Annotated in this window: 18 protein-coding genes; 8 read left to right on the forward strand and 10 right to left on the reverse strand. The window is 66.1% G+C overall.

What is annotated here, in order from left to right; all coding sequences use genetic code 11:
- Positions 1-70 precede the first annotated feature (70 nt).
- The 3 genes from NA10_RS17700 to dmpG are packed head-to-tail and all read left to right on the forward strand — an operon-like array spanning position 71 to position 2,865.
- Positions 71-871 (forward strand): 2-keto-4-pentenoate hydratase, encoded by an 801-nt coding sequence (locus NA10_RS17700; RefSeq protein WP_373862387.1) that lies wholly within the window; start codon positions 71-73, stop codon positions 869-871.
- 23 nt (positions 872-894) lie between these two features.
- Entirely contained in the window at positions 895-1,800 is a 906-nt protein-coding gene (locus NA10_RS17705) for an acetaldehyde dehydrogenase (acetylating) (protein WP_067569138.1), read from the forward strand.
- Between the two features lie 12 nt (positions 1,801-1,812).
- Positions 1,813-2,865 carry a 4-hydroxy-2-oxovalerate aldolase gene (dmpG, locus tag NA10_RS17710; RefSeq protein WP_067569140.1) on the forward strand — a complete coding sequence of 351 codons (1,053 nt, stop codon included), beginning with the start codon at positions 1,813-1,815 and terminating at the stop codon, positions 2,863-2,865.
- A 57-nt stretch (positions 2,866-2,922) separates the two neighbouring features.
- Here dmpG and NA10_RS17715 read toward each other — a convergent pair whose 3' ends face one another.
- Positions 2,923-3,132 (reverse strand): DUF433 domain-containing protein, encoded by a 210-nt coding sequence (locus NA10_RS17715; RefSeq protein WP_067569143.1) that lies wholly within the window; start codon positions 3,130-3,132, stop codon positions 2,923-2,925.
- 109 nt (positions 3,133-3,241) lie between these two features.
- Between NA10_RS17715 and NA10_RS17720 the strand changes: the two genes are divergently transcribed.
- Both NA10_RS17720 and NA10_RS17725 read left to right on the forward strand, forming a co-directional pair.
- The gene (locus tag NA10_RS17720; protein ID WP_067569145.1) at positions 3,242-3,481 is read left to right on the forward strand and encodes a glutaredoxin family protein; all 240 of its coding nucleotides are present in this window, start codon (positions 3,242-3,244) and stop codon (positions 3,479-3,481) included.
- Positions 3,482-3,708: 227 nt separating this feature from the next.
- Entirely contained in the window at positions 3,709-4,308 is a 600-nt protein-coding gene (locus tag NA10_RS17725) for a helix-turn-helix domain-containing protein (protein ID WP_067569148.1), read from the forward strand.
- Positions 4,309-4,453: 145 nt separating this feature from the next.
- On the opposite strand, the gene hsaB is transcribed toward NA10_RS17725, so the two are convergent.
- Genes hsaB through hsaA form a run of 4 tightly spaced genes read right to left on the reverse strand, consistent with a single transcriptional unit; the run spans position 4,454 to position 8,045 of the window.
- Complete coding sequence (hsaB, locus tag NA10_RS17730; protein WP_067569151.1) at positions 4,454-5,032, reverse strand: 3-hydroxy-9,10-secoandrosta-1,3,5(10)-triene-9,17-dione monooxygenase reductase subunit; 579 nt, start codon at positions 5,030-5,032, stop codon at positions 4,454-4,456.
- Between the two features lie 35 nt (positions 5,033-5,067).
- Entirely contained in the window at positions 5,068-5,967 is a 900-nt protein-coding gene (gene hsaC, locus NA10_RS17735) for an iron-dependent extradiol dioxygenase HsaC (RefSeq protein WP_067569174.1), read from the reverse strand.
- Positions 5,968-5,969: 2 nt separating this feature from the next.
- Positions 5,970-6,872, reverse strand: a complete 903-nt coding sequence (hsaD, locus tag NA10_RS17740; protein WP_067569177.1) for a 4,5:9,10-diseco-3-hydroxy-5,9,17-trioxoandrosta-1(10),2-diene-4-oate hydrolase — start codon at positions 6,870-6,872, stop codon at positions 5,970-5,972.
- 3 nt (positions 6,873-6,875) lie between these two features.
- Positions 6,876-8,045, reverse strand: a complete 1,170-nt coding sequence (gene hsaA / locus NA10_RS17745; protein WP_067569180.1) for a 3-hydroxy-9,10-secoandrosta-1,3,5(10)-triene-9,17-dione monooxygenase oxygenase subunit — start codon at positions 8,043-8,045, stop codon at positions 6,876-6,878.
- 214 nt (positions 8,046-8,259) lie between these two features.
- Here hsaA and NA10_RS17750 point away from each other — a divergent pair, with 214 nt between their 5' ends.
- Together NA10_RS17750 and NA10_RS17755 are read left to right on the forward strand one after the other, a co-directional pair.
- Positions 8,260-9,483 carry a 3-ketosteroid-9-alpha-monooxygenase, oxygenase component gene (locus NA10_RS17750; RefSeq protein WP_067569183.1) on the forward strand — a complete coding sequence of 408 codons (1,224 nt, stop codon included), beginning with the start codon at positions 8,260-8,262 and terminating at the stop codon, positions 9,481-9,483.
- On the forward strand, positions 9,483-9,812 hold the full coding sequence (locus tag NA10_RS17755) for a hypothetical protein (protein ID WP_067569186.1): 330 nt from the start codon (positions 9,483-9,485) through the stop codon (positions 9,810-9,812). The genes NA10_RS17750 and NA10_RS17755 overlap by 1 nt, the downstream gene beginning before the upstream one ends.
- A gap of 53 nt (positions 9,813-9,865) precedes the next feature.
- On the opposite strand, the gene NA10_RS17760 is transcribed toward NA10_RS17755, so the two are convergent.
- The gene (locus NA10_RS17760) at positions 9,866-10,276 is read right to left on the reverse strand and encodes a cupin domain-containing protein (RefSeq protein WP_067569189.1); all 411 of its coding nucleotides are present in this window, start codon (positions 10,274-10,276) and stop codon (positions 9,866-9,868) included.
- Positions 10,277-10,340: 64 nt separating this feature from the next.
- On the reverse strand, positions 10,341-11,087 hold the full coding sequence (locus NA10_RS17765) for a DUF427 domain-containing protein (protein WP_067569192.1): 747 nt from the start codon (positions 11,085-11,087) through the stop codon (positions 10,341-10,343).
- Between the two features lie 122 nt (positions 11,088-11,209).
- On the opposite strand from NA10_RS17765, the gene NA10_RS17770 reads away from it, so the two are divergent.
- Complete coding sequence (locus NA10_RS17770; RefSeq protein WP_067569195.1) at positions 11,210-12,607, forward strand: amino acid permease; 1,398 nt, start codon at positions 11,210-11,212, stop codon at positions 12,605-12,607.
- A 24-nt stretch (positions 12,608-12,631) separates the two neighbouring features.
- Here the strand turns inward: NA10_RS17770 and NA10_RS17775 are convergent, their stop codons facing one another.
- The 3 genes from NA10_RS17775 to NA10_RS17785 form a co-directional block, all read right to left on the reverse strand.
- Positions 12,632-13,873 (reverse strand): MFS transporter, encoded by a 1,242-nt coding sequence (locus NA10_RS17775; protein ID WP_067569199.1) that lies wholly within the window; start codon positions 13,871-13,873, stop codon positions 12,632-12,634.
- 286 nt (positions 13,874-14,159) lie between these two features.
- A complete protein-coding gene (locus NA10_RS17780) occupies positions 14,160-15,203 on the reverse strand; it encodes an acyl-CoA dehydrogenase family protein (RefSeq protein WP_067569202.1) in 1,044 nt (347 codons plus the stop codon).
- A gap of 88 nt (positions 15,204-15,291) precedes the next feature.
- Positions 15,292-16,389, reverse strand: coding sequence for an acyl-CoA dehydrogenase family protein (locus NA10_RS17785; protein ID WP_067569206.1), 1,098 nt, complete (start codon positions 16,387-16,389; stop codon positions 15,292-15,294).
- Positions 16,390-16,399: the final 10 nt, after the last annotated feature.

The following is a 16,399-nucleotide window of genomic DNA, read 5'->3' on the forward strand; positions in this document are numbered from 1 at the left end:
CGATTTACTTCACAAAAACTCGTTTCAGTTTCTAGTCTCTTAACTGCGTGGCCACCGGCCGGGCCCCTCGATGGAAGGAAACAGCGTGCTGACCGACGCGCTACGGAGTGAACTGGCAGAAGAGCTCGCCCTGGCTGAGCGGGACCGGATTCCGCTCGACCCGCTGGTCGCGCGCTATCCCGACATCGACGTGGTCGACGCCTATGAGATCCAGTTGCTCAATATCCGGCGGCGGACCGCGGCCGGCGCCCGCATCATCGGTCACAAGGTGGGCCTGTCCTCGGCCGCCATGCAGCAGATGATGGGGGTCGACGAACCCGATTACGGGCATCTGCTCGCCGAGATGGAGGTCTTCGAAGACGTCCCGGTGGATACCTCCCAGTTCCTGTACCCGCGCGTGGAGGTCGAGGTCGGCTTCGTACTCGGCGCGGATCTGCCCGGCGAGGACTGCACCGAAGAGGATGTGCTGAACGCCACAGTCGCGTATGCCCCCTCCATCGAACTCATCGACACCCGCATCAAGGACTGGAAGATCGGGCTGTGCGACACCATCGCCGATAATGCCTCCTCTGCCGGCTGGGTGCTCGGTAAGGAGCGCGTCGCTCCGAATGAGCTGGATATCAAGAAGATCGACGCGGTGCTCACCCGCAACGGCGAGGTCGTGGCGCAGGGCCGCTCCGATGCCGTGCTCGGTGATCCGACCATCGGCGTCGCGTGGCTGGCCCGCAAGGTCGCCTCGTTCGGTGTCCGGCTGAAGAAGGGCGACATCGTGCTGCCCGGATCCTGCACCCGCGCCATCGACGCCCGCCCGGGCGACGACTTCATCGCCGAGTTCGCCGGACTCGGATCCGTCCGTCTGCGTTTCAGCTGACAACAACCGAGTAGGAGAAAGTTGTGACTGGCAAAGTCACCGCGGCCATCGTCGGCTCCGGCAATATCAGCACCGATCTGCTGTACAAGCTGCTGCGTTCGGACAAGATCGAACCGCGCTGGATGATCGGTATCGACCCGGATTCCGAGGGCCTCAAACGGGCCCGCGGACTGGGTCTGGAGACCTCCGCCGAAGGCGCGGATTGGCTGCTCGCCCTTGATGAGAAGCCCGATCTGCTGTTCGAAGCCACCTCCGCGTACGTGCACCGCGCGTACGCGCCCAAGTATGAGGCCGCGGGCATTCGCGCCGTCGATCTCACCCCCGCCGCTGTCGGTCCGGCCGTGATTCCGCCGGTGAACCTGGATTCGCTGCGGGACGCACCGAACGTCAACATGATCACCTGTGGTGGTCAGGCGACGATTCCGATGGTCGCGGCCGTTTCCCGGATCGTTCCCGTGGCGTACGCCGAGATCGTGGCGTCGGTGTCCTCGGTATCGGCCGGTCCCGGAACCCGTGCGAACATCGACGAGTTCACCAAGACCACCTCCAAGGGCGTCGAGACCATCGGTGGTGCCCAGCGCGGCAAGGCGATCATCATTCTGAACCCGGCCGAGCCGCCGATGATCATGCGCGACACCATCTTCTGCGCTATTCCCGAGGATGCGGACCGCGATGCCATCACCGCCTCCATCCACGAGATGGAGAAGGCGATCCAGCAGTACGTGCCCGGCTACCGACTGCTGAATGAGCCGCAGTTCGACGATCCGTCACTGGTTTCCGGTGGTATGGCGAAGGTTTCGATCTTCGTCGAGGTCGAGGGCGCGGGCGACTTCCTGCCGCCGTACGCGGGCAACCTGGACATCATGACCGCAGCCGCCACCCAGGTCGGCAATGTGATTGCCGATCAGATCATCTCGGCTCGGGTGTAAGGAGATTCGATCATGAACAATGTGTTGAAGCCCTTCTCTGGCGAAATCGATGTGCGGGTGACCGATACGTCGCTGCGTGACGGTTCGCATCACAAGCGTCACCAGTTCACCGTCACCGAGGTGCGCGATATCGTTGCCGCCCTTGATAATTCCGGCGTGCCGGTGATCGAGGTCACGCACGGTGACGGCCTCGCGGGTTCCTCGTTCAATTACGGGTTCTCCAAAACCCCGGAGCAGGAGCTGATCAAGGCCGCCGCGGAGACCGCCAAGCAGGCCAAGATCGCCTTCCTCATGCTGCCCGGCGTGGGCATCAAGGAAGACATCAATATCTCGCAGGACAACGGTGCGTCCATCTGCCGCATCGCCACGCACTGCACCGAGGCCGATGTCTCCATCCAGCACTTCGGCTATGCCCGGGATCTGGGCCTGGAGACCGTCGGCTTCCTGATGATGGCGCACTCCACCACCCCGGAGAACCTGGCCAAGCAGGCGCGCATCATGGCCGACGCGGGCTGCCAGTGCGTCTACGTCGTCGACTCCGCCGGTGCTCTTGTGCTGGAGCAGGTTTCGGATCGCGTCTCCGCGCTCGTGGCCGAACTCGGCAATGACGCGCAGGTCGGTTTCCACGGCCACGAGAACCTGGGCCTGGCCGTCGCCAACTCGGTGTACGCGGTGCGCGCCGGCGCCACCCAGATCGACGGCAGCGCACGGCGTTTCGGCGCGGGCGCGGGCAATCTGCCGGTTGAGGCGTTCATCGGCGTCTGCGATAAGCTCGGCGTCAAGACCGGCGTCGACTTCTTCGCCATTACCGACGCCGCCGAAGACGTTGTGCGCCCGGCCATGCCGAGCGAATGCCTGTTGGACCGCCAGGCCCTGATGATGGGCTACGCGGGCGTCTACTCCTCGTTCCTGCGGCACGCCGAGCGCCAGGCCGAACGCTACGGCGTCTCCGCCGCGGAAATGCTCGTCCGCGCCGGCCAGCGCAAGCTCGTCGGTGGCCAGGAAGACCAGCTCATCGATATCGCCCTGGAACTCCAGCGCGAAAAGGCGGCGGTCACCGCCTGATCGCCTGGCAGCAGTGCACTGGGCCGCAACCGATTCCGGTTGCGGCCCAGTGCCGTTTCAGGCCCCGGCGACCATCAGCGCCGCGAACCCCAGTGCCGCGAACACATCGTCGGCTTCCAGTTCGGGATGATCATCGAGAACCTCCTCGGCCGGAACTCCCGCGGCGAGCAGGTCGAGCAGTAGCCCGACCGGGTAGCGCATCCCTCGAATAACCGGCCTGCCGTGGCAGATCGCCGGATCGAAGGTAATCCGCTCCTGAATCAACATGCCCCGAATTCTAGGGTCGGACAGTAATCCTTCTCTGTGCTTGCGATGATCCCGCCCTGTGGGTTATCCGCTCCCCGGCACCCACCCCCGCGTCCCCTATGGTCGATCCATGACCAACATCGTGCTGTACGGAGCGGACTGGTGCGGCGACTGCCGCCGCGCAAAGCTATGGCTGCGCGAAAACAACATCCCCTTCACCGAAATCGACGTGGAACACGACGAAGCCGCCCGCGCCAAAGCCATAGAACTTGCCAACGGCCGCAAGAACATCCCCGTGATCGTCTTCCCCAACGGCACGGTCCTCATCGAACCCACCAACGCCGACTTGGCCGCCGCCGCAAAGGGCTGACATCATCCGCCTGCCGGGGGGCAGACCAGCTCGTCGGCTATAAGGGTCGCCTAGGGTTCGGAGGTGGGGGTGGCTCCGCTACCCGGTACCTTTCGTCGCCTGTGACATGAAGCTGCCAAGGCTGGCGGAAAGCCCGGGGTGGGGCAGATGATGGGGAAATGCGGCAGCACGGGGTGATCGGACCTGGGATTGTTCGGCTTCGGCCGAGTGGGGATCTCGGTGGTGATGTGCGGCAGCTGTTGCAGCGGGTGCGGTCCGAGGCGGTGGTGGCGGTGTCCAGTCCGATGCGGCTGGAAGATCATCGCGCGCTGGGGCATCTGGCCGTGCGGGAGTTGACGGGAACGGGGAAGCGGATCCGGTTGCTGTACTCGCCGGATTTCCTGGAATCACGGGATCGGCGGCCGTTGCTGGAGGATTCGACCCTGGGGCCGAGGATTCGGGTGTCGAGTCATGACTTCCAGAACACCTTCATCATCGATCGGCATGCGGCGGTGCTGTGGAGTGGTGCGGGCGCGAAGCAGCGGTACCTGGTGATGGTCAGGGATCCCGCGTTGATCGGGGCGATTCACCAATTCGCCGCCATGACTTGGGAATCGGCGGCGCGGCCGGCTTCGCGGCCCGGGTTCGGGCGGGCGGGGTTCGATGAGCGGGATCTGGCTGTGCTGGACGCGTTGAACAGTGGGCTCAAGGATGAGGTGGCGGCGCGGCGGCTCGGGGTGTCGTTGCGGACCTATCGGCGGTATGTGGCCGAGCTGATGGTGAGGCTCGAGGTGAGCACGCGGTTCCAGGTGGGGGTGTGTGCCGCGCAGTTGGGGTTGCTCGGATAGGTCGGTGACCGTCTCGCGGGTGATACGTGCGGATAAAAGCTGGAGTTATCCACAGTTATCCACAACCCGCCCGGATGCACAGTGCCCCTGTGGATGAGTTCCGCAGGGGCACTTGCGTCATCGACTCAGTATGGAGCCGCCGGCCTCACAGCCAGGTATCGAGCGTGGTGGTGGTGAGGAAATGCTCCAGGTCCGCACGCCAGGGCGCGGGTACGGTCTTCTCCGGTTCGATGGCGGTGTACTGCCCGCGGTAGAAGAGCAGGGGCCTGCCGGAATCGGTGGATTCCGACAGGGCCTGCACGCGGCCGATCACAATGTAGTGATCCCCGCCGTCGACGACCTGATCCACAGTGCACTGGATCGTGGCCAGGGCGTCGTCCAGCACCGGAAGTTCCAAAGCGGAGGTGCGCCAAGGGACTCCGGTGAACTTGTCCGGTTCCCGCGAACCGAAGCGTGCGCACACCGGTTGCTGCTCCTCGGCCAGGATATTCACGCAGAACTTGCCATTGGCCTCGATCGCCGCCCAGGACTTGGAGGCCTTGGTCGGGCAGAACAGCACCAGCGGCGGCTCCAGCGAGAGCGCGGCGAACGACTGGCAGGCGAAGCCGATCGGCGCACCGTCCGCGCCGAACGTGGTGATGACGGTGATGCCGGTGCAGAACTGCCCCAGCACATTCCGAAATTGACGCGCGTCGATTTCGGGCTGGTCGTCCGTCGTTGTCATTGCTGTGCCGCCCTTTTCGCTCCTGGAACCCTGTGCTACTTGAATCCGACGGTGAAGTCGTGGCCCCACAGGCTCACCGCGGTGGATTCGCGTGCGATCCAGGACTCGTCCTCGACTTCCAAACCCTCACACCCGAATTCGATATCGAAGCCACCGGGCGTCTTCATATAGAACGACAGCATCTTGTCGTTGATATGCCGTCCGAGGGTGGCCGACATCTTCACCTTCTTGCGCATCGCGCGATCCAGGCAGAGGCCGACATCGTCGGAATTCTCCACCTCGACCATCAAATGCACAATGCCGGTCGGGTTCGGCAGGGGCAGGAACGCCAGCGCGTGATGGCGCGGGTTGCAGCCGTAGAACCGCAGCCACGCCGGATCGCCGTCGGCGGGACGGCCGACCATCTGCGGCGGCAGCTTCATCGAGTCGCGCAGCCGGAAGCCCAGGATGTCCTGGTAGAAAGCCTGTGCCGCGGCATCGTCATCGCAGGTCAGCACGACGTGCCCCAAACCCTGCTCGGCGGTGACGAACTTGTGCCCGTACGGGCTGACGAAACGCCGCGCCAGGTACTGCGAGCCGTGGAAGGCCTCCAGCACATTGCCGGACGGATCCTGGAAGGAGATCAGCGCCTCGACACGACGGTCGGCGACCTCCTCCTTGGTGCCCTCGCGGAAGGCAACGCCCGCCTTGGCGAGCTTCTCCCGAAGCTCCTGCAGCGCGGGCGCATCGGTCACCTCCCAGCCCGAGACCTGGAGCCGGTCCACATCGCTCGGCACGATCACCAGGCGCGCCGGGAAATCGTCCATGCGCAGGTAGAGGGCGTCCGGATCGGGTCCGGTGCCCTCCATCATGCCGAGCACCTTGAGCCCGTACTCGCGCCAGGCCGCCATATCGGTGGCCCCGATGCGCATGTATCCGAGCGCTCGAATACTCATGCTCACTTCTCCTTGACGCCGAGCAGGAAGTCGGTTGCCAGGCGGTTGAATTCGTCGAACTTCTCCAGCTGCGCCCAGTGACCGCAGCCGCCGAAGACATGGAGTTGGACGCGCGGGACCATCTTCAGCGCGACGAGCGCGCCGTCGATCGGGTTCACCCGGTCCTCCCGGCCCCAGATCATGAGCACGGGCTGACGCAGCTTGTAGGCGTCGCGCCAGATCATGCCCTTCTCGAAGTCCGCGCTCGCGAAGGAGCGACCCATCGCGCGGGTGGCCTCCAAGGACTCCGGCTTGCCGGCGGATTCGAAGCGCTCGGCGACCAGCTCCGGCGTGATCAGCTTCTGGTCGAAGACCATGATCCGCAGGAAGGCTTCCAGATTCGCCTGTGTCGGTTCGTAATTGAACTTCGACAGCAGTTTGACGCCCTCGGTGGGGTCCGGTGCGAACAGGTTGGTGGACAACCCGCCCGGACCCATCAGCACCAGCTTGCCCGCACGATCCGGGTAGTCCAGCGCGAATCGGGTGGCCGCGCCGCCGCCGAGCGAATTGCCCAGCAGGTGCACGCGATCGGTGATGCCCAGGGTGTCGAGCAGATCCTTCAGCGCCGAGGCCGAGTGCACGAAGTACTGCGGATGCTCGGTGGGCTTGTCCGACAATCCGAAGCCGGGCTGATCCACCGCCAGCACGTGAAACTCACGCGCCAGCACCGGAATGTTCTTCGAGAAGTTCGACCATGACGACGCGCCGGGACCGCCGCCGTGCAGCAGCACGATGGTGGGGCCGTTGCCGACGCCCGCCTCGTGATAGTGCAGCTTCAGATCCGGCCGGACCTGCGCGTACTTGGAGGTCGACTCGAAGGTGATGTCCTCGACCGCGGCGGCCCGCGAATCAGATGCAGTGGTCATGGACTACACCATCGTGTCGGTGATCGGCAGCCCGAACGCGTGCGTGCCGTACATGACGTAGGCGCGCTCGGCGTCATTGGCCGCGTGTACCCGGCCGGCGTGCGCATCGCGCCAGAAGCGCTGCAGCGGAGTGCCGTTGGCGAGCGCGGTGGCGCCCGAGGCCTCGAAGAGCTTGTCGATGGAGGCGACGGCGCGACCGGTGGCGCGCACCTGGTCACGGCGGGCGCGGGCGCGCACGTCGAACGGCACGTCCTCACCGCGCAGCAGGTAGGCGTACTCGTCGGCGACATTGCCGGACAGCTGACGCCAGGCGGCGTCGATATCGCTGGCGGCCTCGGCGATGCGCACCTTGCCGAACGGATCGTCCTTGGCGTTCTCACCGGCGTAGGCCGCGCGCACGCGCTTGCCCTGATGCTCCACATGCGCTTCGTAAGCGCCGTAGGCCATTCCGACGATCGGGGTGGAGATGGTGGTGGGATGGATGGTGCCCCACGGCATCTTGTAGACCGGGTCGGTATTCTGTTCCAGGCCAGGCGATTTCAGCTCGCCCATGGCGCGGAAACTGAGGAAGCGGTGCTTGGGTACGAAGACATTCTCCACCACGATGGTGTTGGAGCCGGTGCCGCGCAGACCCACGACGTTCCAGACGTCCTTGATCTCGTACTCGCTGCGCGGGATCAGGAAGCTGCCGAAGTCGACCGGCTTGCCGTTCTTGATCACCGGGCCGCCGACGACCACCCAGTCCGCGTGGCCGGAGCCGGAAGACCACGCCCAGGAACCGTTCACGGTGTACCCGGTGCCGTCCTCGGTCACCAGACCCGCACCCATCGGGGCGTACGAGGAGGAGATGCGGACGTCGGTGTTCTCGCCCCAGACCTCTTCCTGCGCACGCTGATCGAACAGCGCCAGGTGCCAGTTGTGCACGCCGATGATGCCCGCGACCCAACCGGTGGACCCGCAGGCACTGGCGATCTTGCGCACGGTGTCGTAGAAGACGACCGGGTCAGCGGCGTATCCGCCCCACTGCTTGGGCTGCAGCAGCTTGAAGAATCCGGCGGTCTGCAGATCCTTGATGGACTCTTCGGGGATCTGCCGGAGATCCTCGGCCTGCTGGGCCCGCTCGCGGAGAGTGGGCAGCAGGGCCTCGACCCGCTCAACTACTTCTTGCGTCATCGCGCCAGTTGCTCCTGCCTGGTGAATCGGGCGGTTCTCGTTTGTCTCTGAGACTAGAACACGTTCCTATTTCTGTCGAGAACAGGTAGCTGCCATGAGTCGTTGGCCACTCTCTTTCGCCTCACGAGGCGTTTTGTCCATTGTTTGGACGGAAAACTGGCGTGAAGCGCTGCCTTTTTGTAACGTGTTCTAGTACTTCCAGAGGAGGATCACGATGTCAACAACCCCGCACGAGCCCCGTGGGAAGGTTCGCGAGATCGACGTGGGTGCGATGCCCACCCGGTACGCCCGGGGCTGGCATTGCCTGGGACTCGCCAGCACCTTCCGGGACGGCAAGCCGCACTCGGTTCAGGCCTTCGGCACCAAGCTGGTCGTCTTCATGGACAGCAAGGGTGATCTGAAGATCCTCGACGGCTACTGCCGGCACCTCGGCGGCGACCTGTCCATGGGTGAGGTCAAGGGCGACTCCATCGCCTGCCCGTTCCACGATTGGCGCTGGGGCGGCGACGGTAAATGCACGGGCATCCCCTACGCCCGGCGCGTTCCCCCGTTGGCACGCACCCGGTCCTGGATCACGCTCGAGCGCAATGGCCAGCTGTTCGTCTGGCACGACCACGAGGGCAATCCGCCGCCCGACGAGGTCACCATCCCGTACATCGACGGACCCTTCCAGGACAAGGACGGCAAGCCGCTCGAGGAGCTGTCCGGCGACTGGACCCCGTGGACCTGGCATTCGCTGCTGATCGAAGGCGCCAACTGCCGCGAGATCATCGACAACGTCGTGGATATGGCGCACTTCTTCTATATCCACTACGCCTTCCCCACGTACTTCAAGAACGTGCTCGAAGGACATGTCGCGACGCAGTACCTGGAGACCAAGGGGCGTCCCGACATCGGGGCCGCGGCCGAGGCGGGCATCGACTCGCTGCTCAAGTCCGAGGCGTCGTACTTCGGACCGTCGTACATGATCAATCCGCTGCTGAACAGCTACAGCGGCTACGAGGTCAAGACGGTCCTGATCAACTGCCACTACCCGGTCACGCAGAATTCGTTCGTGCTGCAGTGGGGTGTCACCCTGGAGAAGCCCAAGGGCCTCCCGGACGAGCAGGCCGCCAGCTTCGCCGCCAAGATGACCGAGGGCGTGTCCGAGGGCTTCCTGCAGGACGTCGAGATCTGGAAGCACAAGTCCAAGATCGACAATCCACTGCTCACCGAGGAAGACGGGCCGGTCTACCAGCTGCGTCGCTGGTACGACCAGTTCTACGTGGATGTCGCCGATATCGACCCCAAGTCGACACAGCGCTTCGAGTTCGAGGTCGACACCACCAAGGCCAATGAGGCATGGGGTATCGAGGTCGAGGAGAATATGCGTAAGAAGCGCGAGGCCGCCGAGGCCGCCGAGGCCGCCGCTGCCGCTTCGGAGGAGGCGAACGTCTGATGACCACCTGGGCGAAAGCACCCGACTTCGCGGACCTTCCGGACCGCCGGGCGCAGGTGCGCGCCCAGACGGTCCTCGACAAAGAGCACTACATGGAATCCGGGCTGACACCGATCGCGTGCCAGACCTGCGGGACCGAGGTGCTGGTGCGCAAGCACAGCAGCAATCAGAAAACCGTGCAGTGGACGGTGAATCCGGCCGATCACTGCCCGGTGTTCCGCAAGATGGCAGAGGCCGGGCCGATCTTCGGAAAACCGGACTCCTGTCCCAACCTCGAGAAGACCATCGAGCACGCCGTGGCCGAAGGTCTGCTCGAAGTCGACGAGTAGTCGCTTCTCCCCGTCAGCGCCCCCGCCGTCCCCGCGACGGCGGGGGCGCTGTGTCAGTCCAGCCGGAAATCGGCGAAGTCGAAACCCGGTGCGACGACGCAACTCACGAGCACGTAGTCCTCACCGGCAGGGCGGGCGGCCTGACTCACCCCGCCGGGAATGACCGCCTGCGGCCGCTGCCCGCGCTCGACATCGGGCCCGAGCACGATCTCTTCACCGCCGATATTCAGCAGCAGCGGACCGCCCCGATGCCAGAACCAGATCTCGTCCGAGCGCACGGTATGCGGCGCGGACTTCTCGCCCGGCAGCAGCAGGAAATAGATGGCCGTCGCGCTCGCCCGCGGCCCGTCATACCCCTTCGGCTCGAATTCGACTCCACTGCGCCAGGTTTCGCGATACCAGCCCCCTTCGGGATGCGGCAGCATATCCAGTTCTTCCGCCAGCTTCGGTCGCTCTGTGCTCATGGCACCACACTATTGCGAGCCGCCTGTTCCGGTCGTCGGGCGAGTGGGGTCCGGTGGATTCGAGCTAGCTGAACGGGCTTTCGCGTTTGGCCTCCAGGGCTCCGTCGATGTAGATGTCGACCTTCTCGTTGTAGAAGCTGGCGAAGCCCGCGATCTTCTGGCTCTCCGGGAACGGGGTGCGGTAGATCCAGACCAGATCGGGGTAGATGTCCTCGCCGAGTTTCACATTCCAGTAGGCGGCGAAACCCTTGTAGGGGCACAGGGATTCGGTTTCCGAGGGTTCGAGCAGGTCCATTCGGATATCGGTGAGCGGCAGGTAGTAGCGGGCGGGCAGACCGGTTTCGAAGAGGATGCGCGGGTTGCGGGATTCGGCGACGGTCTGTCCGGCGACCTCCACCCGAATGTGCCGGGAGCTGGAGAGGATGTCGACCCGGTGGTACGGGTCGCGGGGATGGCCGTAGATGGCTTCGTCCTCTTCGAACCACTGGTCCATGGCATTGGTGTCCAGGCGGACGAGGTCCCGCAACTCCGGGATGGGGGAGTCGACGTACTGCACGGCCGCCCCCGGGGCGACGACGCCCTCGGCGATCACGTCGAAACCGACCGGGGTGCCGAGGTGATTGGCGGGCCGGTCGTCGCCGGTGGGCTCGAGTTTCACCCGCAGCTCATCGACCGGGAAGTAGTAGGTGGGGTAGTAGTCGTGCTCCCACACCAGTGTGGCGGCAATGGTGTCGACGGCCAGATGGCCGCCCAGATAGACGCGTACCCGCTTGGCGCTGGATTCGACGCGCCCCGTCTTCGACTCGGACATACCTCCCGACGGTACGCCGCGCGGCGGCCGCGAGCACGCCGCCTGCCTGCGGATTCCGCTCTCCTGACCTGCCCCGATATGGTGGTCCGGCAATATTCGAGCAATAACCTCTAGGCGGCCAGATGTCCCACCCGATCAGCACCGAGCAGCAGGGCCTGCGGACCGGGCTGCGCCGCCGCCATATGACCATGCTGGCCATCGGCGGTGCGATCGGCGCGGGACTCTTCGTCGGCAGCGGCTCGGTCATCGGCACCGCCGGACCGGCCGCCATCCTCTCCTATGCCGCGGCCGGACTGCTGGTGCTGTGCGTCATGCGCGCGCTCGGCGAAATGGTGGTGGCCCGCCCGGTCGCCGGATCGCTCGCCGAATACGCGCGGATGGCCATGGGTCCGTTCGCCGGATTCACCATCGGCTGGCTGTACTGGTACCTCTACGTCATCCTGGTCGGGGCCGAGGCGGTGGCGGGCGCGGCCATCCTGTCCAGCTGGATCGATCTGCCGCAGTGGGTGCTCTCGGCCGCGCTGCTGACCCTGATGACCGCGGTCAATCTGGTGTCGGTGAAATCCTTCGGCGAATTCGAATTCTGGTTCGCCTCCATCAAAGTCGTGGCGATCGTGCTGTTCCTGGTGATCGGCGCGACCTGGGTCCTCGGACTCTGGCCGGATGCCCAGAGCGGGTTCGGCAACCTGACGGCATTCGGCGGATTCGCGCCCCACGGGATCACCGGAATCTTCTCCGCCATCGTGGTGGTCATGTTCGCCTTCGGTGGCACCGAGATTGTGACCGTCGCCGCCGCCGAATCCAGGGAGCCCGGCCAGGCCGTGGCACGCGCCACCAACAATGTGCTGTGGCGCGTCGGCCTCTTCTATGTGGCCTCGATTTTTCTGGTCGTGACCATCCTGCCGTGGAATGACGTGCACGTGCTGCAGAGCCCGTTCGTCAGCGCCCTGGACCGTATGGGCGTCCCCGCCGCGGGCACCATCATGCAGGTTGTCATCCTCACAGCCGTTCTCTCGGTGCTGAATTCGGCGATCTACGTATCCTCCCGCATGCTCTACGTGCTGACCCGGGACGGTGACGCGCCGTCCGCGCTGGTGCGGGTGAACAAGCGCGGTGTTCCGGCGCGCGCGGTCCTGCTCGGCACGGTCGCGGCCTGGGGCGCGGTCATCGCCTCGTACATCTCCCCGGACCAGGTCTTCACCTTCCTGGTGAACTCCATCGGTGTCGTGCTGGCCTTCGTCTACGTGGCGATCATGCTCTCGCAGTTGCGACTTCGCGCCTGCCTGCGCCGCGAGGACCCCTCGGCTCTCACCTACCGTATGTGGGGCTACCCCTACATCTCCTGGGCCGTCATCGTCGCGATCTTCGCGGTCTTCGTCGCCATGGCGACCAAAGCCGATCAGCGCAACCAACTCCTGGCCTCCACGGTCAGCCTGCTGGTGGTGGCCGCTCTCTACCCGCTGCGCAAGCGCTTCGGTAAGAAGCCGCCGGTGCACGAGGTGGAGGTGTTGCGCCCCTGATCGGGGTGCGAGGCGGTCCGGGGCTCAGTCGTCGCCGAGGGTGATGGCGAGGGCCTCATCCGGGGTGTGGGCGGCGGGGGAGCGTTCGTCCATGTGTGCCAGCAGCTTTCGGCCGGACAGGAGTACCGCCACGGCGGCCGCGGTGCACCCCGCGCCGACCCAGAACGGCAGGGCCATATGGTGTTCGCCCAGTTTGCCCGCGAGGTAGGGGGCGGCTGCGCCACCCGCGAAGCGGACGAAGCTGTAGGCCGCGGACGCGGTGGCGCGTTCCACCGGAGCGGATTCCATGACGGCCTCGGTGATCAGGGTGTTGTTGATGCCGAGGAAAAGGCCCGACAGGACGGTGCCGAGCACCAGGACGGGCTTGTGGTCGGCGCAGGCGGCCATGACGGCCAGGTCGGCGGCGAACAGGGCCAGGGCCAGCGCCATCATGCGGACGGTTCCGAAGGCGCGCTGGAGTTTCGGCGCGAGGAAGACCGAGGAGAAGGCCAGCAGCAGGCCCCAGCCGAAGAAGATGAAACCGATGGAATAGGTGCCCATATCCAGCGGGAAGGGCGTGTAGGCCAGCAGGGTGAAGAAGCCGTAGTTGTAGAGCAGGGCGGTGACGCTCACCAGGAGCAGGCCCGGATAGGCCAGGGCCCTGAAGGGTGCGGTGATCGAGGTGGGGTGCGCCGGTTTCGGGGATTCGGGCAGAAGCACCACCAGCGCGACGATGGCGATGGCCATCAGCACCGAGACGCCGAAGAACGGTGCGCGCCAACTGAAATGGCCGAGGAAACCGCCGACCAGCGGCCCGGTGGCGATGCCGATGCCGAGGGCGGCCTCGTAGAGGATGATGGCCCGGGCGGTGCCGCCGCTGGCCGCGCCGACAATGGTGGCCAGGGCCGTCGCGATGAACAGCGCATTGCCCAGACCCCAGCCCGCGCGGAAGCCCACGATCTGGCCGACGGTGCCGGAAGCGCCTGCGAGAGCGGCGAATACGACAATGATGGCCAGGCCCGCGAGCAGTGTTCGCTTCGCGCCGAAGCGGCTGGAGATGACGCCGGTGATCAGCATGGCGAAGCCGGTGACGAGCATATAGCTGGTGAAGAGCAGGGTCACTTGGGACGGCGAGGCGTGCAGCTGTTCGCCGATCGGCTTCAGGATGGGGTCGACCAGGCCGATTCCCATGAAGGCGATGACCGAGGCGAAAGCGACGGCCCATACGGATTTGGGTTGTGTGGTGCTGGCTGGTCCGTCGCTGGTGGCGGGCCGCGTAACCGACATTGTGCTCAAGGTCAGTTCCTCATCTACGAGTGCGGTTGATTCACAGCCTGAAGCCGAGGGGATCCGGCCCGCGGGGGTGGCGATTGCGGCTTTGAAATCGCCGGGGACTGACGCTCCGCGGGACCGGTCCGGCCTGGGCGAGCCTGTTCGGCTGCACTCATAGATTGTTGCACAAGCTAACTATCTAATTACATATGCTAACGATATTTCCGTGGTGAAATACAACACAAGGCCGGGACCAGCGCTTATGCGCCGGATCCCGGCCTGTGCCGAGTGAATGCCGCGCCTACGCCGGACGGGCCAGGGGCCGTGCCGGGGTGCCGAACAGCTGCGCGTCACCGTGTGCGCGCTTGAAGAACAGGTGCGCGTCGTGCTCCCACGTGATGGCGATACCGCCGTGCATCTGGACCGTCTCCGAGACCACCGAATTGAGCGTGGTGGTGGCGTGAATGCGCGCCGACGCCACATCGACGGACTCGGCGGTGCCGTCCGCCAGACCGGCGATGGCGAGGTAGGCGACCGAGCGGGTCGACTCGACCAGCACGTACATATCGGCCATACGGTGCTTGAGGGCCTGGAAGCTGCCGATCGGACGGCCGAACTGCACGCGGGATTTGCTGTACTCCACGGTCAGGTCCAGGCAGCGCTCGGCGGCGCCGAGCTGTTCGGCGGTCACCGCGGCCCAGGCGATTTCGCGCAGTCGCGGCAGATCGACCGCACCGAGGGCACGGGCCGGGGTCGAGGCGAACTCGATGGTGGTCAAACGGCGGGTCGGGTCCATGGTCGGAACGACCGTGCGGATGACGCCCTCGGCCGCGCCGTCGACCTCGTAGAGGCCGTCGGCGGTCAGCACCAGCAGGGTGTCCGCGTGCGCGCCGTCCAGGACGTAATGCGCGGTGCCGGAGACGGTTTCGCCCTCGGCGCGGACTCCGAAGGCATCCCAGCCCTGCGGTCCGGCCCAGCACACCGCCAGGGTGCGCACACCCTCGGCGACCTCGGGCAGCAGCCGCTCATTGGCCTCGGCGTCGTCCGCGAGCAGCAGCGCCTGCACACCCAGCACGGCCGAGCCGAGCATGGGCGGCGCGGCCAGGGTGCGGCCGAGTTCCTCGACCACGAGCAGGGATTCGACCAGGCCGACCCCAACCCCGCCGAATTCTTCCGGAATGGCCAGCGCCGCAACGCCCACCTGCTCGCAGAGCAGTTTCCACAGCTGCTCGTCATACCCGCGCTCGGCGTCCAGGCCGCGCCGCATGGCCGCGCTGCCGCCGTGCTTGGTCAGCACCGCGCGCACGGTGCTGACGAGTTCCTGCTGATCGGCCGTGATGCTCATGCGTCGGCTCCCATCGTGTCGAGCTGTCGGAGAGAGGGGCCGATGCCGCCGAGCGGGTCGGCCGCGCGGCACTGTCGCCCAGCGGCTTTCACGCCACGGCCGCGGTGGACTCGGCGCGCAACGCGGTGGCGATGCGGGCGCGGTGGAAGGCCGGGGCGCCCCAGGCCGAACGCAGGGCGGTGACCTTGGTCAGCCACAGCGACAGATCGCATTCGGCGGTGTAGCCGATCGCGCCGTGCACCTGCAGCGCGATGCGGGCCGCCCGGTACGCCGCCTCACCGCAGGCCAGTTTGGCCGCGGAGATATCGCGGGCGCGGGTGGCGGCATCCGCGTCGTCCTGCAGGGTGAGTGCCGCGCGGTAGAGCAGCGGCTGTGCCATGTCCAGGCCGATGAGGACATTGGCCAGGTGATGCTTGATGGCCTGGTACTGGCCGATCGGCTTGCCGAACTGCTGGCGCTGCTTCACGTAGTCGACGCTGGTGTCCAGCAGGGCGCGTCCCGCGCCGAGCAGTTGGGCGGCGGCGGCCAGGGCGGCCGTATCGAAGGCGAGATCGATTGCGGCGCCGACCCCTTCGCCCTCCGCGAGGACAGCGTTGGCGGTCAGCGGGAAGAGGCGGCGGGCAGCATCGACGGACGCGGCCTGCGCGCCCGCGGTGGCGATGGAGACCCGATCGCCCTCGGCGAGCAGGATCAGGTCGGCGAGGTCGGCGTCCAGCGCGACCGGCGCGCCGGACGCGGACAGTGCGCTGGCCCCGGCGGTCCCCGCGCCCGCCGAGCTGTGCACGCCCGCGGCGGTATTCACGCCGGTGCCGATGGCCAGGGTGCCGAGTGCGGCCCCCTCGGCGAGCTGCGGCAGCCATTCGGCGGCCGCCGTTGTATCCGGAAGCGCCTGTAGCAGTGCGGGAATCGCGGCGGCGGTCTCCACCAGCGGTCCGGGCACGACGGCCCGGCCGATCTCGGTGAAGGCCACGATCAGCTCGACCGGGCCCGCACCGAAGCCGCCGTTCTGCTCGGTAATGGTCAGGCCGAGCGCACCGGCCTCGGCCAGCTGGCCCAGCAGTGCCCTACCTGCGGTGGAATCGCCCGTGCCCCAGGCCCGTACGACACCGGGCGTCTTGGCGGCCTCGCCCATCTTGCGCAGGCTGGCGGCGAAATCGATCTGTTCTGCGGTCAGTGCGAATCGCATGTTCGTCCTC

It is taken from the genome of Nocardia acidivorans NBRC 108247 (genome assembly GCF_001625085.1).
Lineage (GTDB): Bacteria > Actinomycetota > Actinomycetes > Mycobacteriales > Mycobacteriaceae > Nocardia > Nocardia acidivorans.

Bases quoted from the DNA above. Each gene is read 5' to 3' on its own strand.
- NA10_RS17700 (WP_373862387.1), top strand. From the start codon at position 71: ATGGAAGGAAACAGCGTGCTGACCGACGCGCTACGGAGTGAACTGGCA.
- dmpG (WP_067569140.1), top strand. From the start codon at position 1,813: ATGAACAATGTGTTGAAGCCCTTCTCTGGCGAAATCGATGTGCGGGTG.
- NA10_RS17715 (WP_067569143.1), bottom strand. From the start codon at position 3,132: ATGTTGATTCAGGAGCGGATTACCTTCGATCCGGCGATCTGCCACGGC.
- NA10_RS17720 (WP_067569145.1), top strand. From the start codon at position 3,242: ATGACCAACATCGTGCTGTACGGAGCGGACTGGTGCGGCGACTGCCGC.
- hsaB (WP_067569151.1), bottom strand. From the start codon at position 5,032: ATGACAACGACGGACGACCAGCCCGAAATCGACGCGCGTCAATTTCGG.
- hsaC (WP_067569174.1), bottom strand. From the start codon at position 5,967: ATGAGTATTCGAGCGCTCGGATACATGCGCATCGGGGCCACCGATATG.
- hsaD (WP_067569177.1), bottom strand. From the start codon at position 6,872: ATGACCACTGCATCTGATTCGCGGGCCGCCGCGGTCGAGGACATCACC.
- hsaA (WP_067569180.1), bottom strand. From the start codon at position 8,045: ATGACGCAAGAAGTAGTTGAGCGGGTCGAGGCCCTGCTGCCCACTCTC.
- NA10_RS17750 (WP_067569183.1), top strand. From the start codon at position 8,260: ATGTCAACAACCCCGCACGAGCCCCGTGGGAAGGTTCGCGAGATCGAC.
- NA10_RS17755 (WP_067569186.1), top strand. From the start codon at position 9,483: ATGACCACCTGGGCGAAAGCACCCGACTTCGCGGACCTTCCGGACCGC.
- NA10_RS17760 (WP_067569189.1), bottom strand. From the start codon at position 10,276: ATGAGCACAGAGCGACCGAAGCTGGCGGAAGAACTGGATATGCTGCCG.
- NA10_RS17765 (WP_067569192.1), bottom strand. From the start codon at position 11,087: ATGTCCGAGTCGAAGACGGGGCGCGTCGAATCCAGCGCCAAGCGGGTA.
- NA10_RS17770 (WP_067569195.1), top strand. From the start codon at position 11,210: ATGTCCCACCCGATCAGCACCGAGCAGCAGGGCCTGCGGACCGGGCTG.
- NA10_RS17775 (WP_067569199.1), bottom strand. From the start codon at position 13,873: ATGTCGGTTACGCGGCCCGCCACCAGCGACGGACCAGCCAGCACCACA.
- NA10_RS17780 (WP_067569202.1), bottom strand. From the start codon at position 15,203: ATGAGCATCACGGCCGATCAGCAGGAACTCGTCAGCACCGTGCGCGCG.
- NA10_RS17785 (WP_067569206.1), bottom strand. From the start codon at position 16,389: ATGCGATTCGCACTGACCGCAGAACAGATCGATTTCGCCGCCAGCCTG.